The organism is Streptomyces sp. NPDC036764 (assembly GCF_055609385.1).
In genome coordinates this window covers 146,534-162,890 of the sequence record NZ_JBVJPT010000011.1, presented here as the reverse complement: position 1 = coordinate 162,890, position 16,357 = coordinate 146,534, and the positions used below count along the sequence as shown (strand labels likewise).

9 protein-coding genes and 1 pseudogene are annotated in these 16,357 nt (G+C 71.1%); 6 read left to right on the top strand and 4 right to left on the bottom strand.

Features of this window, described 5'->3' with window-relative positions; all coding sequences use genetic code 11:
- The first annotated feature begins 19 nt into the window (after nucleotides 1–19).
- From ACZ69Q_RS32155 to ACZ69Q_RS32140, 4 genes and pseudogenes are all read left to right on the top strand, one after another.
- The gene (locus ACZ69Q_RS32155; RefSeq protein ID WP_471048622.1) at nucleotides 20–2,434 is read left to right on the top strand and encodes a penicillin acylase family protein; all 2,415 of its coding nucleotides are present in this window, start codon (nucleotides 20–22) and stop codon (nucleotides 2,432–2,434) included.
- A gap of 196 nt (nucleotides 2,435–2,630) precedes the next feature.
- Entirely contained in the window at nucleotides 2,631–4,142 is a 1,512-nt protein-coding gene (locus tag ACZ69Q_RS32150) for a cytochrome P450 (RefSeq protein WP_471048620.1), read from the top strand.
- Nucleotides 4,126–5,133, top strand: coding sequence for a (-)-alpha-amorphene synthase (locus tag ACZ69Q_RS32145; RefSeq protein WP_471048616.1), 1,008 nt, complete (start codon nucleotides 4,126–4,128; stop codon nucleotides 5,131–5,133). The genes ACZ69Q_RS32150 and ACZ69Q_RS32145 overlap by 17 nt, the downstream gene beginning before the upstream one ends.
- 205 nt (nucleotides 5,134–5,338) lie before the next feature.
- A pseudogene (locus ACZ69Q_RS32140) lies at nucleotides 5,339–8,247 on the top strand (ATP-binding protein).
- 24 nt (nucleotides 8,248–8,271) lie between these two features.
- On the opposite strand, the gene ACZ69Q_RS32135 reads toward ACZ69Q_RS32140, so the two are convergent.
- Both ACZ69Q_RS32135 and ACZ69Q_RS32130 read right to left on the bottom strand, forming a co-directional pair.
- The gene (locus tag ACZ69Q_RS32135; RefSeq protein ID WP_471048614.1) at nucleotides 8,272–9,849 is read right to left on the bottom strand and encodes an acyl-CoA synthetase; all 1,578 of its coding nucleotides are present in this window, start codon (nucleotides 9,847–9,849) and stop codon (nucleotides 8,272–8,274) included.
- Nucleotides 9,846–10,955, bottom strand: a complete 1,110-nt coding sequence (locus ACZ69Q_RS32130; protein ID WP_471048612.1) for an NAD(P)H-dependent flavin oxidoreductase — start codon at nucleotides 10,953–10,955, stop codon at nucleotides 9,846–9,848. The genes ACZ69Q_RS32135 and ACZ69Q_RS32130 overlap by 4 nt, the downstream gene beginning before the upstream one ends.
- A gap of 169 nt (nucleotides 10,956–11,124) precedes the next feature.
- Between ACZ69Q_RS32130 and ACZ69Q_RS32125 the strand changes: the two genes are divergently transcribed.
- Nucleotides 11,125–12,897, top strand: a complete 1,773-nt coding sequence (locus tag ACZ69Q_RS32125) for a serine hydrolase domain-containing protein (protein ID WP_471048609.1) — start codon at nucleotides 11,125–11,127, stop codon at nucleotides 12,895–12,897.
- Between the two features lie 4 nt (nucleotides 12,898–12,901).
- On the opposite strand, the gene ACZ69Q_RS32120 is transcribed toward ACZ69Q_RS32125, so the two are convergent.
- Nucleotides 12,902–13,753, bottom strand: a complete 852-nt coding sequence (locus tag ACZ69Q_RS32120) for a helix-turn-helix transcriptional regulator (protein ID WP_471048607.1) — start codon at nucleotides 13,751–13,753, stop codon at nucleotides 12,902–12,904.
- Between the two features lie 117 nt (nucleotides 13,754–13,870).
- Between ACZ69Q_RS32120 and ACZ69Q_RS32115 the strand changes: the two genes are divergently transcribed.
- Nucleotides 13,871–14,683, top strand: coding sequence for an SDR family NAD(P)-dependent oxidoreductase (locus ACZ69Q_RS32115; RefSeq protein WP_471048940.1), 813 nt, complete (start codon nucleotides 13,871–13,873; stop codon nucleotides 14,681–14,683).
- A gap of 65 nt (nucleotides 14,684–14,748) precedes the next feature.
- On the opposite strand, the gene ACZ69Q_RS32110 is transcribed toward ACZ69Q_RS32115, so the two are convergent.
- A complete protein-coding gene (locus tag ACZ69Q_RS32110; RefSeq protein ID WP_471048604.1) occupies nucleotides 14,749–16,335 on the bottom strand; it encodes a phytoene desaturase family protein in 1,587 nt (528 codons plus the stop codon).
- Nucleotides 16,336–16,357: the final 22 nt, after the last annotated feature.

The window sequence follows — 16,357 nt, the reverse complement described above, 5'->3', positions numbered from 1 at the left end:
ATGACGTTGGGAGGCACAGATGCGCACCACCCGCGTGAGACGACTGGCCGCCGGGGCAGCCGCCCTGCTCATGGCCTCGGCCACCTTGCCGGCCGCGGCGGCCGAACGGCACGGTCGTCAGGAACATCCCTCGCACGGCCGTATGTCCGCCGTGATCCGCTACACCGAGTACGGCATTCCGCATATCGTCGGCAAGGACTACAAGTCGCTCGGCTTCGGCACCGGTTGGGCACAGGCCGCAGACCAGGTGTGCACGCTCGCGGACGGGTTCGTGACCGTGCGCGGCGAGCGCTCACGCTTCTTCGGACCGGACGCGGCGGCCGACTCCGCGCTCTCCTCGGCGACCAGCAACCTCTCCAGTGACCTGTACTTCCGCGGCGTACGCCAGACCGGCACAGTGGAGAAGCTGCTCGCCGAACCAGCCCCGCGCGGACCCAGCCGTCAGGTCAAGGACCTGATGCGCGGCTTCGCGGCCGGGTACAACACATGGCTCGAGCAGAGGAGGATCACCGACCCCACATGTAGGGGCGCCACATGGGTGCGGCCGATCACCGAGCTGGACGTGGCCGCCCGTGCCTACGCCATCGCCGTGCTCGGCGGTCAGGGCGGCGCCGTGGACGACATCACCACCGCCCGGCCGCCCACCGCATCCGCCGCCCGGAGCAGCGAGGCCGCCCCGGACGCCGAGGCCTTGATCCGGGCCATGCGGGAGCGGACCGCGGACGCGGGCATGGGGTCCAACGCGGTCGCGTTCCGGGGTGACACCACGGCCAACGGCCGCGGTCTGCTGCTGGGCAACCCGCACTACCCGTGGCACGGCGGGCGCCGCTTCTGGCAGGCGCAGCAGACGATTCCCGGCGAACTCGACGTCGCCGGCGCGGCCCTGCTCGGCTCACCGACCATCGCCATCGGTTACAACTCCCGTGTGGCGTGGAGCCACACCGTGTCGACCGGTGTGCCGTTCAGTCTGCACCAACTGACACTCGATCCGGCGGACCCGACCGTGTACCTCGTGGACGGCAGGCCGGAGCGGATGAAGAAGCGGAACGTCACGGTCGCGGTCAAGGGCTCGGCACCCGTGACCCGCACCCAGTGGTGGACCCGGTACGGCCCCGTCGTCGCCTCGGACGAGGGCGAGCTCCCGCTGCCCTGGACGACGACCACGGCGTACGCGTTCAACGACCCCAACGCGGCCAACATGCGGTTCGGCGACACCTCGCTGGGCTTCGGCAAGGCGCGCGGCACTGCCGATGTGCTCGGGTCGCTCGCCCGGCACCAGGGCCTGCCGTGGGTGAACACGATCGCCGCGGACTCCTCTGGGCACTCCCTGTACACCCAGTCGCAGGTGCTGCCGCGGATCACCGACGACCTGGCGTCGCGGTGTTCCACCGGCCTGGGCAAGGTCACCTACCCGGCGGCGGGCCTGGCGGTCCTCGACGGCTCACGCGGTGACTGCGCGCTCGGCAGCGATCCGGACGCCGTGCAGCGCGGGACGTTCGGGCCGACGCGCATGCCGACGTTGAAGGACGCCCCGTACGCGGAGAACTCCAACGACAGCGCGTGGCTCGCCAACGCCGACCGGCCGCTCACCGGCTACGAGCGGATCTTCGGCAACATCGGCACCCAGCGTTCCCTGCGCACCCGCGGTGCGATCGAGGACGTGGCGGCGATGGCGAAGCGGGGCGGCCTGACCGTCCGGGACCTGGAGCGCCAGCAGTTCGGGAACCGGGTGCCCGCGGCGGATCTGGCCGTGGCCGACACCGCGAAGGCGTGCGCGGCGCTGCCGGGTGGCGCGGCAACGGGGAGCGACGGCAAGGCCGTTGACGTCTCCGGGGCCTGTACGGCGCTCGCGGGCTGGGACCGCACGATGGACACCGGCAGCCGGGGCGCCCTGCTCTTCGACCGGTTCTGGCGGAAGCTGTCCGCGAAGGTGCCTGCCGCTCAGCGGTGGAAGGTGCCGTTCTCGGCGGCGGACCCGGTGCGCACCCCGAACACGCTCAACACCGGTGCCCCCGGCTTCGCCACAGCCCTCGCGGACGCGGTCGCCGAGCTCCGGGCGGCGGGCATCGCGCTCGACTCCCGCCTCGGCGAGCACCAGTTCGTCGTACGGAACGGTCAGCGCATCCCTGTGCACGGCGGTACGGAGGGGATGGGCGTGTGGAACAAGATCGAGCCGGTGTGGGATCAGGCACGGGGATACACGGAGGTGACGACCGGCTCCAGTCACATCCAGGCGGTGGGCTGGGACGGCAGCCGCTGCCCGGTGGCCCGCACGCTGCTGACGTACTCGCAGTCCTCGAACCCCGACTCGCCCCACTTCAGCGACCAGACCCGGTTGTTCTCCGGTGAGAAGTGGGTGACCGCGCGGTTCTGCGAGAAGGACATCCTGGCGTCGCCCGTGTTGAGGGTGGTGTCGGTAGGCGAGCACAGGTAACAGGGATGTGGTCCCGCCCCTTCCCACGGGCGGGACCCACTTTTCGGCCCCACAAGGGCGACCCAGCCGAATTGCTTCTTTGCTTCTCTGTGCTCCCGTGCGCCCCTGTGCAGAAAGGATTCGTGAAAGCGACGGCTGGTTGAACTGGGCAGGACATGACTCAAGCGCCAACTCGGTGAAACATTCACCGAGTTCCATGTGGCGATTGAGACAGGGGTTTGCAATGAGTCATGTCGTGCCTGAATCAGGACGCGCCTGGAAGGTGGGGGTTGCGCCGGGCATATTCCCCACCATCGCCCACGGTATCGCTTTGTTTCGGCGACCGCTGGACTTTCTGAATTCCTTACCCGCGCATGGGGATCTGGTCGAAGTGCGCCTGGGCCCCCTGCGCGCCTGGGTGGTGTGCCACCCGGAGCTGGTCCACCAGGTACTCATGGACGCGCGCACCTTCGACAAGGGGGGCCCGCTCTACGACAGGCTGCGGACGCTCTTGGGTGACGGCATCGGCACCTGCCGCCATCAGGCCCATCGGCGGCAACGCAGGCTTCTTCAACCCGGCTTCCGCAAGGCCCGCGTCGCTGACCAGACGGAACTCATGGGCGAGGAAGTGGAGTCGGTGTGCCGCGATTGGCGGGCGGGGCAGGAGGTCGACGTCAGCGCGGCCATGCTGACGCTGTCGGCACGGGTGATCGGCCGCGTCCTGTTCTCCGATTCGCTGGACGCCGCGACGGCCGCCGAGGTGCACAGTTGCCTCGTCACGATCGTCCGCGGCCTGTTCCTGCGGACGGTGGTGCCCGTCGAGGCCCCATTCCGGGTTCCCACGCCCGGGAACCGGCGTTTCCGGCACGCTTCCGCCCGTCTGCGCGCGATCGTCGACGCGGCCATCGCCGAGCGCCGGCGAGGCACTCCCCCAAGCGGCCGGGACGACCTACTGGAGATCCTGCTGTCGGCCGCGCGGAGCGACGGCGAAGCGGCGGCGATCACCGAAGAGGAAGTCCGCAGCCAGGTGCTCACGCTGATATTCGCCGGGGCCGAGACCACCGCCCTGTGTCTCGCCTCCGCCTTCGATCTCCTGGCCCGGCATCCCGAGGAGGAACGCCGCCTGCACTGCGAGGTCGACGCCGTGCTCGCCGAAGGGCGGCCGCCCGGCCGCGACGAGTTGCCGCAACTCGTCCACACACAGCGCGTCCTCACCGAGACCCTTCGCCACCGCCCGCCGGGCTGGCTCTTCACCCGGGTCACCACCAAGGAGACGGATCTCGCCGGGCACCGGCTCCCGCGGGGCGCGACCGTCCTGTACAGCCCGTATCTCCTGCACCACGACCCCGCCTCGTTCCCCGACCCCGACCGCTTCCTCCCCGACCGCTGGCGGCCGGAGCAGGCCGTCGCGGTCCCGCCCGGAGCGATGATTCCGTTCGCCGCGGGCGTCCGGAACTGCATCGGCGAGACGTTCGCCATGACGGAAGCCACGGTGGCCGTCTCGTTCATCGCCCGCCGCTGGCGACTGCGCCATCTTCCCGGACATGTCGAACGGCTGCGCCCCTCGGCGTCCTTGGGGCCGAGGGATCTGGTGATGGTCTGCGAACCGCGAGCACAACGCCCGGTGGGCATACCGCCTCGGGCGCCCTCCCTCGCACCCCGGGCAACGGTGACCCCCGTCGTCCACGACCCCCGAACGGCAGGTGGCGACGGTGTCCACGACGCATGAGGAAATCGCGGTCGCCGCGCCGCGCGGAATTCCCGCCCTCAATCTGCGGGAACTGATCGACGCGAACCTGTACATGCCCTTCCCGTTCCAGAGCAATCCCCACGCTGCTGAAGCAGCGGCGGGCGTCGAGAGTTGGCTGAGTACATGGGGGCTTACCGATGATCCGGCAGTAGCGACCATGATCTCCTATACCCGCCCCGCCGAACTCGCTGCCTACAACAGCCCGACCGTGGATTCCGGCCTCCTGCAGATCATGGCCAACCAAATTGCCTACCAGTTCGTCTTCGACGACCGGGCGGAAGAGGTCGGCCTGCAGGGGCCCGGCCGACTGCTGCCCATGCTGTCCGAGAGCGTCAGGATCCTGCGGGACGGCCAGCCGCCCGAAACCGCGCTCGGGGCCGCCCTGGCCGATCTCCACCGGCAGGTCCAGGAGCGGTGCACACCCGCTCAGGCCGCACGATGGGCCTGGAACAGTCGTGAGTACGTGCACGGTCTGCTGTACGAAGCGGTGGCCCAGACCCACTCGGTCCGTCTGGGGGGCGGGCTGTGCCGGTCCATACGTTCCCTCATCGCGGGCATCGAGCCGTTCCACCCGCTGTGCGAGGCCGAGCAGCCGTACGAACTGACCCCGGAGGAGCTCCGGCATCCGGTCGTGCGGCGCCTGGGGCGCCTGTCGGTCGACGCGGCGGTGTGGATCGCCGACCTTTTCTCCGCCGTGAAGGAGCAGCGGGCCGGCGGCATGATCAATCTGGCCCTGGACTACCAGCGCGCACACCAGTGCTCCCTGCCGGAGGCCGTCACGCTGGCCATCCGGCGCATCAACAGCACGATCAGCGAGTTCGAGCAGCTCTACGGTGAGATCAGGCCGGAGTTGAGCCCGAGCGGCGTCGGCTATGTGGAGGGCATGGGCGGCTGGATCCCCGGATGCTACTTCTGGTCCCGCACCGTGCCACGGTACGCGGACACGATGGCGGTATCCGTCGTGCCCTGAGCCTCAGCCCGCCCGGTCGCCCGCAGCGGGCCGGCACCCAGCGCGAGCAGGGCATATTACCCAAAAAACCGAGACTTGAACGCTTGCTGCGGGAAAGTTCATCCTTCCCTGTCGACCTCCTGTTCCAACCCGTCCAAGGGGCGTCCATGAGGGCGTACGCTCGCCCCCGTCCCGCGGGGAGCAACGACAGGAAGCGGTGGACCACATGACCCATGGGCTGCGGCAACCCACCACCGAACACCGGCCTCTACTGGAACGCGACCGGGAACTCCAGGCAATCGACTGCGCGTTGTCAGCCCTCCGTGACACCGTCGACGGCGTGCCCCGGGCACCGCGCGGCGGGTTGCTCGCCTTCACGGGCGCGGCCGGGCTGGGCAAGACCACGCTCATCGCGGCGACGCGCGCCCGCGCCGCCGCACACGGAATCACGGTGGTCTCGGGCACGGGCGGCGAGAAGGAGCAGGGCCTGGCGTTCCGCGTCGTCCGCCAGGTCATGCAGCCCGCCCTGGCCGCGATGAGCGAAACGGAACGCCGGGCCTTCCTGGGCAGTTGGTACGGCATCGTCGGCGCCGCGCTCGGCCTCGAGGCGACGGACACCACTCAGATGCCGGACCCGACGGGAGTGCGCGACGGCCTCGACTGGGTGATGACGCGCCTCACGGTGATGAACGCGCCTCTCGTTCTGCTCCTGGACGACCTGCACTGGGCCGATGCCGAATCCCTCGGCTGGCTCGCCTCCTTCGCGCCCCGGGTCGCGGACCTCCCGCTCTTGATGGTCGTCGCCTTCCGTCCCGACGACCTCCCGCCCGACGCGACCTCCTTCCGCACGCTCGTCGAGCGCCACGAGGAGCGCCCTCACGCGCTGTCTCCGCTCGGCAAGGACGGTGTGGCGCGAATCGTCAGGAACGAAGTGGGTGAGGAAGCCGAGGACGTGTTCTGCGGCGAGTGCTGGACGATCACCGGCGGCAGCCCGTTCGAGACCGTCGAACTGGCCATCAGGCTCCGCGAACGGCAGGTGAAGGGCACCCAGGACGAACTGCCCGTGATCGAGGACCTCGCCGCGGCGGTCAAGGGCCCCGGACTGATCGAGCGGCTCCACCGGCTCGGCCCGAGCACCGTCCGCTTCGCGTGGGCCGCCGCCGTACTGGGCCGCTCCTTCTCCGCCGAACTCGCCGCCGGCATCGCGGTGCTCGGCAGTGAGGAAGCCGCCGAGGCAATCCAGAAGCTGCGCGCCTGCCGCATCCTCGCGGACGGCGACGGGCCCGGGCGCAGCCTGGAGTTCGTCCACCCGTCGATCGCCACGACGATCTACCGCGACATCCCCTCGAGCCTGCGGGTCGGCATGCACAACGCGGCCGCCGACGCCGCCCAGGCGGCAGGGTTCGGCCCCACGGCCGCCGCCCGGCACCTGCTGGAAGTGCCCTGCGACGGTCGGCCCGAAGCGGTCTCCGTCCTGCGCGCCGCCGCGCGTGAGTATCTCCGCGCCGGGGCCCCGGAGGCCGCTCGTCGCGTGCTGACCCGAGCCCTGCAGGAACCGCCCCCGGCGGAGGACCGCGCCACGCTCCTTCACGAACTCGCCGGCTCGACCTTCCTGATCGAGCCCACAGCGACGGTCAGCTACCTCCAGGAGGCGCTGACAGAGCCCGGAATGGACCCCGAACTCCGCGCCTCCATCGTCTACCGGCTGGCCCAGGCGCTGGCCAACACCGACCGGCTGACCGAGGCCGCGGCCGTGGCCGCCGACGAGGCACGGCGGGCCCCAATCCGCGTATCAAACTGCGTATGCAGGCCGATCACTTCGTATGGAGCGCGTTCCGTGCCGACGAGCCCGACTCGTCCGCCCGCTCGCGCCGGCTGGCACGGCTGGCCGACAAGTTGACCGGCCGCGGCCTGGAGGAGCGCTACATCCTGGGCCTGCGGGCGTGGGACGCCCTGGTGCGCGGTGAACCGCGGCGAACCGCCCTCGGGCATGCCGAGGAGGCGCTTCACGGAGGGATGAGCTGGACCGATGAGAACCGCGGCTTCGAGGTGCCCGTCGCGGTGGCCCTGCTGTTCATGTACTGCGACCAGCCGTGGCGGGCCGAAGAACTGTTCGCCAAGGGCATGGCCGAATGCGAGCACAAGGGCTGGAGCGGCTCCCACCTGGCGCAGGGGCAGACCCTCTCCGGCTACATCCGCTACCGTCGCGGCTGCCTCTCCGAGGCGGAGGAGCTCGTTCGGGCCGGGCTGCGCACCGCCGAGCGCGTCGAAGGCGCGGTACCCGCCCAGTGGTTCGCCATCGGCATCCTCATCCAGATCCTGCTGGCCCGTGGGCGGACCGTCGACGCACGCCGGCTCGCCGACGCCCATCACTACGGCGATGTGGTCCCGAACGCCGTCATCTTCCCCGATCCCCGCACGGTGTACGCCGAACTGCTCCTGGCCGAGGAGCGATACGCCGAGGCGGCTCGGCTGTTGTCCGCCGTCGGGGACTGGCTGGAGGCACGGAACTGGCGCAACCCGGCCTGGTGCCCGTGGCAACTGGACCTGGCCTCCGCTCTCGCCCGCACCGCCCCCGACCGGGCGGTCCGCCACGCCCAGGACGCCGTCAAGCGGGCGCGGGACTTCGGTGCGGCTTCCGCGATCGGCCAGGCGCTCCACACCGAGGCCGAGGTGACCGGTGGTCCGGCCGCGCTCGATCTGCACGCCGAGGCCGTCGAACACCTGGAGCGCTCACCCGCGTCGTACGAGCTGGCGCGTGCGCTCGTAGGGCATGGCGCCGCGCTGTCCCGCAACGGACAGGTAAAGGAGGCGGCCCATCGGCTCTACCAGGGGCTGGAAGGCGCCGTTCACTGTGGTGCCGAGGCGCTTGCCGCCAGCGCCAGGCAGGAGCTCTCGGCGGCCGGGCTGCGACCGCTGCCGCTGCGCTACGCGCAGACGGACACCCTCACCGCTCAGGAACGGCAGACGGCCGAACTGACGGTCCAGGGTCATCCGGAGGCGGTGATCGCGAAGGAACTGCGCCTCACCGAGCAGGGCGTACGGCAACTGCTGTCCTGCGTCTATCGCAAGATCGGCACCGACGCGGCGGGCCTCGCCCGGGCGCTGGAGACCTTCCCGCGCCCTCGGACGTGACCCGCGAACGCCCTGCCGCCCCGGTCACACCGGCCGGGTTCGTCCCTCCCAGTACGGATCCCGCAGCTTCCGCTTGTAGAGCTTGCCGTTGGGGTCGCGTGGCATCTCGGTGATGAAGTCGACGCTCTTGGGCCGCTTGTAGCCGGCGAGTTGGCCGGCACAGTGGTCGAGGATGGTGGCGGCGAGCGCGGGGCCCGGCTCGTGGCCCGGCGCCGGTTCGACGACGGCCTTGACCTCCTCGCCCCAGTCGTCGTGCGGGATGCCGAAGGCGGCGGCGTCGGCGACGGCCGGGTGGGCCAGCAGGACGGACTCGATCTCGGCCGGGTAGATGTTGACCCCGCCGGAGATGATCATGTCGATCTTGCGGTCGCGGAGGAAGAGATAGCCGTCCTCGTCGAGATAGCCGAGGTCACCGACCGTGAAGAAGTCGCCGATGCGGTTCTTCTTCGTCTTGGTCTCGTCCTTGTGGTAGGCGAAGCCGCCGGTGTTCATCTTGAGGTAGACGGTGCCGAGTTCGCCGGGCGCGAGCCGGTCGCCGTCGTCGTCGAAGATCGCGAGTTCGCTGATCGGCCAGGCCTTGCCCACCGTGCCGGGCTTCTTCAGCCAGTCCTCGGCTGTCGCGAAGGCGCCACCGCCCTCACTCGCCGCGTAGTACTCCTCCACACACGGGCCCCACCAGTCGAGCATCGCCCGCTTCACATGGTCGGGGCAGGGGGCGGCGCCGTGGATGGCGTGCCGCATGGAGGTGACGTCGTAGCGGGAACGTGTGCCTTCGGGCAGCGCCAGCAGGCGGTGGAACTGGGTCGGGACCATATGGGTGTGCGTGCACTTGTGTGCGTCGATGACACGCAGCATCTCCTCGGGTGTCCACTTGTCCATCAGCACCAGACGGTGCCCTATGTGGAGGGACGCGCCCGCGAACTGGAGCACGGCGGTGTGGTAGAGCGGCGAGCACACGAGGTGCACGTTGTCGTCGAACGGCTTGATGCCGAAGATGCCGAGGAAGCCGCCCAGGTACGCCTCCTCGGGCGGTTTGCCGGGCAGCGGGCGGCGGATGCCCCGGGGGCGGCCGGTGGTGCCGGAGGTGTAGTTCATGACCCAGCCGAGCGTGCGGTCCTCGGGCGCCGACTCCGGCTGACCGTCCAGGAGTTCGGCGTAGGGCCGGAAACCTTCGACCTCGCCGACCGCGTACCGGTGGGTGGCCGGGAGCTGGGCCTCGTCGGCGGCCCGGCGGACCGGTCCGGCGAAGCGCTCATGGGTGATGAGCACCTTGGCGCCGGAGTCGGCGACGATCCACGCGATCTCGGGACCCACGAAGTGGTGGTTGATCGGGACCAGGTAGAAGCCGGCCTGGGAGGCGGCCAGGTACGCGGTGAAGAACTCCACGCCATTGGGGAGGACGACCGCGAAGGCGTCGCCGCGTCGCAGGCCGGCCGCCCGCAGGCCGTGGACGAGACGGTTGGTGGCGGCGTGCAGGCGTCCGGCGCTCCACTGCTCCCCGTCGGGGGCGACGAGGACGATACGGTCGGGTTCGGCGGTGGCCTGGGCCCAGAAGCCGACGGGCGGGGTGCTGACGGCGTGTGCCGCGGGGGTGCTGGTCACTGGCCGCTCCTTCCGGCGATGCGGTTGATGCGGTCGACGGCCTGCTCGAAGCCGCGGGTGAGATCGTCGAAGACGGCCTGGACGCTGCGTTCGCTGTTCATCCGGCCCACGATCTGTCCGACGGGTGTGCCGAGCAGGGGCTCGACCTCGTATTTCTGGATGCGGGAGACGGCCTCGGCCACGAGCAGTCCCTGGAGGGGCATGGGGAGGGTGCCGGGCCCGTTCGGGTCGTCCCAGGCGTCGGTCCACTCGGTGCGCAACTGGCGTGCGGGCTTCCCGGTCAGGGCACGGGAGCGGACCGTGTCGCCGGAGCCGGCCGCGAGCAGCTTGGCGGTCAGGGCGGTCGAGTGCAGGTCCGCTTCTGTGGTGGTCAGCCACATGGAGCCAAGCCACACACCTTGGGCGCCGAGGCTGAAAGCGGCAGCCACCTGTTGCCCGCTGCCGATGCCCCCGGCAGCGAGGACCGGCAGCGGGTCGACCGCCTCGACGACCTCCGGGGTGAGCACCATGGAGGCGATCTCGCCGGTGTGACCGCCCGCCTCGTAGCCCTGGGCGACGACGATGTCGATGCCCGCCTCCTGGTGCTTGCGGGCGTGCCGGGCGCTGCCCGCGAGCGCGGCGACGAGCACGCCCCGGTCGTGGGCGCGCGCCACGACGTCCGCGGGCGGTGAGCCGAGGGCGTTGGCGAGCAGCTTGATCGGGTAGTCGAAGGCGACGTCGAGCTGGTTGCGGGCGACCTGCTCCATCCAGCCGGTGATGCGCCAGCCGGAGGCCTCTCCCTCCGCCAGTTCGGGCACGCCGTACTTGGCGAGGGTGTCCCTGATGAACTGCCGGTGCCCGTCCGGGATCATCGCCTCGACGTCGGCCTCGGTGACGCCCTCCACCTTCTTCGCCGGCATGACGACGTCCAGGCCGTAGGGCCGGCCGTCGACATGGGCCTCGACCCAGTCGAGGTCGCGTTTGAGGTCGTCCGGGGCTGTGTAGCGGACCGCGCCGAGCACTCCGAAGCCGCCGGCCCGGCTGATGGCCGCGGCGACGGCGGGGAACGGCGTGAAGCCGAAGATGGCGTGCTCGACTCCCAGTTTCTTGCTCAGCTCCGTCTGCATGGGCGCAGGATGCCGCAGTCCTCCGGACGACGGAAGGCCTTTTCTGATACACCGTCAGATCTCTTACGGTGAACGCACCGTTGACACGGACCTCGCCTGACACGAAAGTTTCACCAGGCAGGGTGATCCCGGAAAGATACTTTCAGGCGCAGCGGCGGGAGGAACCTCGATGACCGACGGCGGCAACAGACTGACCCGGCGTCAACTGGGCAGGACGGCTGTGGCTCTGGGCGGCGCACTGGCCATCGCCCCCTTCCCCGCCGGGCCCGCGGCGGCCGCCGCCTCCTCGGGCCACGGCCGCACCTTGCGCCACGGATCTGCGGAGCGCGCCGGCCTCCTCCCCGAGCACCTGCGCCGGCTCGTCACCGACGCCGAGGCTTTCCTGGGTCCCTCCCCCAAACATCCCTGGTACGCGGGCGCCGTGCTGCTCGCAGGCCGGGGCGGCACCGTGGCCCTGCACGAGCCCATCGGGATGGCGGTGCGCTATCAGGCGTACGACGAGAAGACCGACACCGGCGTCGAGTTCCCGGCCGACCGGCAGCTCCCGATGGCCGAGGACACCGTCTTCGACCTGGCCTCCGTCTCCAAGCTGTTCACCTCGCTCCTCGCCGTGCAGCAGATCGAACGCGGCGCCCTCGGGCTGGAGGCCGCCGTCGCCTCCTACCTTCCCGACTTCGGCCGCGCCGGCAAGCAGGACATCACGATCCGTCAGCTCCTCACCCACACCTCGGGGTTCCGCGCCTGGATCCCGCTGTACAACGCGCCGACGTACGAGGAGAAGCTCCAGCTCATCTGGAACGAGGCGCCGCTGAACCCGCCGGGTACCAAGTACCTCTACTCGGATCTGAACCTGATCTCCCTCCAGTTGGTCCTGGAGAAGATCACCGGCCGTGCGCTCGACGCCCTCCTGCGCGACGACATCACCGGCCCGCTCGGCATGCGCCGCACCCGCTACAACCCGCCCGCAGCCTGGAGACCGTCGATCGCGGCCACCGAGGACGCCCGCCTGCCCTGGTCCGGTCTGGACCGTGGGCTCGTATGGGGCGAGGTGCACGACGAGAACGCCTTCAGCCTCGGCGGCGTCGCGGGCCACGCGGGCGTGTTCTCGAACGCGTGGGACCTCGCGATCCTCGGCCGGACACTGCTCAACGGCGGCGCCTACGGCCGCTCCCGCATCCTGGAGCCGGAGTCGGTGGAGCTGATGTTCACCGACTTCAACACCGCCTTCCCCGGCGACGAGCACGGTCTCGGCTTCGAGCTCTACCAGCACTGGTACATGGGCGCGATGGCCACCCCGCGCACCGCGGGGCACACCGGTTTCACCGGTACCTCGCTGGTGCTCGACCCGACGACCGACTCCTTCCTCGTCGTCCTCGGCAACTCGGTCCACCCGGTGCGCAGTTGGCGCTCCGGTTCGGCTCCCCGGGTCGCGGCCGCGAACAACATGGCGCGCGCGGTGGCGGTTCGCCCGCAACACGGCCGTACGGCATGGTTCTCGGGAATGGCGGCGGCCACGACCGCGACCCTCGCGCTCCCCGTTCTCGACACATCGTCCGGCGCGGCCCGGCTGTGCTGCGCCCTGTGGTGGGACACCGAACCCCAGGCCGACGTGGTCACGCTGGAGGCGACGACGGACGGCGGAGCCACCTGGCAGCCGCTGCCCTTCACCACACGCCGCCACGGCGAGCGGCCGCAGACCCGTCCGGCCGGCACGGTCACCGGCTGGTCCGGCCGTGTGTGGCACCGGCTCACGGCGGAACTCCCCGTACACCGGCAGCTTGGGATCCGCTGGCGGTATGCCACCGACCGGCTGTACGTGGGCCGTGGCGCGTATGTCGACGGCCTGCGCGTCGAGGCGGCGGACACGGTCCTGTTCGACGACGCCCGGCCGGCCGACGCGGCGCGGATCAGCGCGAGCGGCTGGACCGCGTCGGCGAACTGAGCGTTCAGCCCGGAACGTCGAGGCGCTGCGCGCCGAGGACGGACAGCAGGCGCAGCGCCTCCTCGGACGGCGTCCCGGGGGTGGCGGTGTAGATGACGACCCGCTGGTCGCGGTCGGCGATGTCGAGGACGTCGCAGTTGACGGTGACGGGGCCGACGACGGGGTGGTCGAAGGTCTTGACGAGGGTGGGAGAGGGCGCCACGTCGTGGGCCGCCCACAGCCGGGCGAACTCCTCGCTGCCGTCGAGGAGTTCGCCGATCAGCCCGTTCAGTTCCGGGTCGTGCGGGTAGCGGGCCGCGGCGGCGCGGAGTTGCTGGGCCGAGTTCCGGGCGAATTCGGTCACGTCCGAGACGCCGTAGAGCCTGCGTCCGTCCCGGTGCGGGCCGAGGAAGGCGCGCCGGACCAGGTTGCGGTCGCTGCGGGGCAAGGCGGAGAAGTCTTCCATCAGGGCGGCCGCGAGGTCGTTCCAGGCGATGACCTCGAACGTCGCCGAGATCACGGTCGCCGCGGCGTTCGGCAGCCGGTGCAGCAGGTCGACGATGCTCTGGCGGACCTCGCGCGTCGGCCCCGTCGGCGGTCCGGGCGGGGCCCCGGCGAGGTGGTGCAGGTGGGCCCGCTCGGCGTCGGACAGGCGCAGGGCACGGGCGAGCTGGGCCAGCACCTCGCGGGAGGGATGCGGGGCGCGGGCCTGTTCGAGCCGGGTGTAGTACTCGGTCGAGATGAACGCAAGCTGCGCCACCTCCTCGCGGCGCAGACCCGGCGTACGCCTGCGCGCGCCGGCCGGCAGCCCCACGTCGGCGGGGGCGATGCGCTCGCGGCGGCTGCGCAGGAAATCCGCCAGTTCTCTTCGGTCCACATCTCCAGTGTGCGCGCGGGCCCGGGTGCCCAGCCAGGTACCGCCGGTGCCTGGTTGCGCCCCACGGCCGGTCGCAGGCTCGACGACATGGACAACACACCTGACACCTCGACCGGCATGGACAACACACCCGCCACACCGACCGGCATGAACGACACACCCGCCACATCGACCGGCCTGCTCGCCGGCAAGGTCGCGTTCGTCACCGGCGCCGGCCGGGGCATCGGCGCCGCCGCCGCTCGGCTGTTCGCCCGTGAGGGGGCCCGAGTGCTGCTCGCGGCCCGCACCGAGGCGCAGCTCAAGGCGGTCACCGAGGAGATCCGGGCGGCCGGCGGCACCGCGGACCACGTGCTGTGCGACCTGGCCGACTCCGACAGCGTCCGGGCCGCCGTCGACCGGGCGGTGGAGCTGTACGGAAGGCTGGACGTCGCCTTCAACAACGGTGCGACGATCCAGCCGCCCGGCCCGATGGACCAGTTGCCGGACGCCGAGTTCGACCGGGTCGCGGCCGTCAACCTGAGGGGACCGTGGCTGGCCATGAAGGCCGAGATCGCCGCCATCCGTGCCACCGCCGGACGCGGCGCGATCGTCAACAACTCCAGCGTCGGCAGCCTCGCCGCCAATCCCGAGCTGCCTGTGTACGGCGCGATGAAGCGAGCCGTCAACAGCCTGACCGGATCGGCCGCCGTGACATACGGCCGCGAGGGGATCCGCGTCAACGCCATCGCCCCCGGGCTCACCCTCACCGACATGGTCGACCAGTGGGAGACGCACTCCCCCGGCATCATCGACCGGATCACCTCGCAGAACCCGCTGGGCCGGGCCGCCGACCCGGAGGAGATCGCCCAGGCCGCCGCGTGGCTCCTGAGCGACCGTGCCTCCTACGTCACCGGCGTGATCCTCCAGGTCGACGGCGGTACCCGCGCCTAGGGCCCGTCCGTCAGCTCAGGCCGGCGGCGCCGGCGCCTGCACGCGCATCTGCGGCGTTGTCGCGGTTACCGAAGCTCCGCGTCGCCGCTCTCCAGCACCGCCATGGCCGCGTTGTGGCCCGGCACCCCGCTCACCCCTCCCCCGCGCACGGCGCCCGCCCCGCACAGCAGGACGTTCGCGTGGCGGGTCTCCACGCCCCAGCGGCCGGTGCCGTCCTGGGCGTACGGCCAGGTGAGGTCCCGGTGGAAGATGTTCCCGCCGGGCAGCCGCAGGTCGTGGTCCAGGTCCAGCGGGGTCTTCGCCTCGATGCACGGGCGCCCCTCCTCGTCCGTCGCCAGACAGTCGGCGATCGGTTCGGCGAGGTGGGCGTCGAGCTGAGCCAGCGTCGACTTCAGCAGTTCCTCGCGTACGGCGTCGTTGTCGCGTGCGAAGAGCCGGGCCGGTGTGTGCAGGCCGAACAGGGTGAGGGTCTGGTAGCCCTGTTCTACGAGGTCGGGGCCGAGGATCGTGGGGTCCGTGAGCGAGTGGCAGTAGATCTCGGACGGCGGCGCGGCGGGCAGTTCCCCGGCGGCGGCCTGGGCGTGGGCGGCGGCCAGCTCGTCGTAGCCCTCGGCGATGTGGAAGGTGCCGGCGAACGCCTCGCGGGGGTCGACTGAGCTGTCGCGCAACCGGGGCAGGCGCTTGAGCAGCATGTTCACCTTGAGCTGGGCGCCCTCGGCGGGGGTGGGGGGCGTGTCGCCGGTGAGGGAGGCCAGTGCCTGCGGGGAGGCGTTCACCAGGACGTGGCGGGCAGCGGTGACCCCTTCGCCGTCCTCCGTGCGGTAGGTGACCTCCGCGTTGCGGCCGTCCGTGTCGATCCGTACCGCCTCGTGTCCGGTGACGATGACGGCACCCGCCTCGCGCGCCGCCGTGGCCAGGGCGTCGGTGAGGGCGCCCATGCCGCCGACGGGCACGTCCCAGTCTCCGGTGCCGCCGCCGATCACGTGGTAGAGGAAGCAACGGTTCTGCTTCAGCGACGCGTCGTGGGCGTCGGCGAAGGTGCCGATCAGGGCGTCCGTGAGGACCACGCCCCGCACCAGGTCGTCCGTGAACCGCTCCTCGATCGCGGCGCCGATGGGCTCTTCGAAAAGGATCCGCCAGGCGTCCTCGTCGTCCACCCGGCGGCGCAGTTCCTCGCGGCTGGGCAGGGGCTCGGTGAGCGTCGGGAACACCCGCCGGGCGACCTCACCGGTCATGCCGTAGAAGCGCTGCCAGGCCTCGTACTCGCGCTCGCCGCCGGTGAGGCGGGCGAACGCCTCCCGGGTGCGGTCCTCGCCGCCGCCCACCAGCAGTCCCGTCGGGCGGCCGGCCCGTTCCACGGGGGTGTACGAGGAGACGTCGCGCTTGCTCACCCGGAAGGTCAGGCCGAGGTCACGCACGATCTTGTCGGGCAGCAGGCTGACCAGGTACGAGTAGCGGGAGAGCCGTGCGTCGACCCCGGCGAACGGCCGCGTGGACACGGCGGCGCCGCCGGTGTGGTCAAGCCGCTCCAGCACCAGCACGGACCGGCCGGCCCGGGCCAGGTAGGCGGCGGCGACCAGGCCGTTGTGGCCTCCGCCGACGATGACGACGTCGTACGGACCGTGCGCTGGGGTTCCCTCGTGTGCAGGCATGGTTCTTCGTAACACGCGATGA

Excerpts from the sequence above, each read along its gene's own strand:
- ACZ69Q_RS32155 (WP_471048622.1), top strand. The coding sequence starts at position 20 with ATGCGCACCACCCGCGTGAGACGACTGGCCGCCGGGGCAGCCGCCCTG.
- ACZ69Q_RS32150 (WP_471048620.1), top strand. The coding sequence starts at position 2,631 with ATGTGGCGATTGAGACAGGGGTTTGCAATGAGTCATGTCGTGCCTGAA.
- ACZ69Q_RS32130 (WP_471048612.1), bottom strand. The coding sequence starts at position 10,955 with ATGCAGACGGAGCTGAGCAAGAAACTGGGAGTCGAGCACGCCATCTTC.
- ACZ69Q_RS32125 (WP_471048609.1), top strand. The coding sequence starts at position 11,125 with ATGACCGACGGCGGCAACAGACTGACCCGGCGTCAACTGGGCAGGACG.
- ACZ69Q_RS32115 (WP_471048940.1), top strand. The coding sequence starts at position 13,871 with ATGGACAACACACCCGCCACACCGACCGGCATGAACGACACACCCGCC.
- ACZ69Q_RS32110 (WP_471048604.1), bottom strand. The coding sequence starts at position 16,335 with ATGCCTGCACACGAGGGAACCCCAGCGCACGGTCCGTACGACGTCGTC.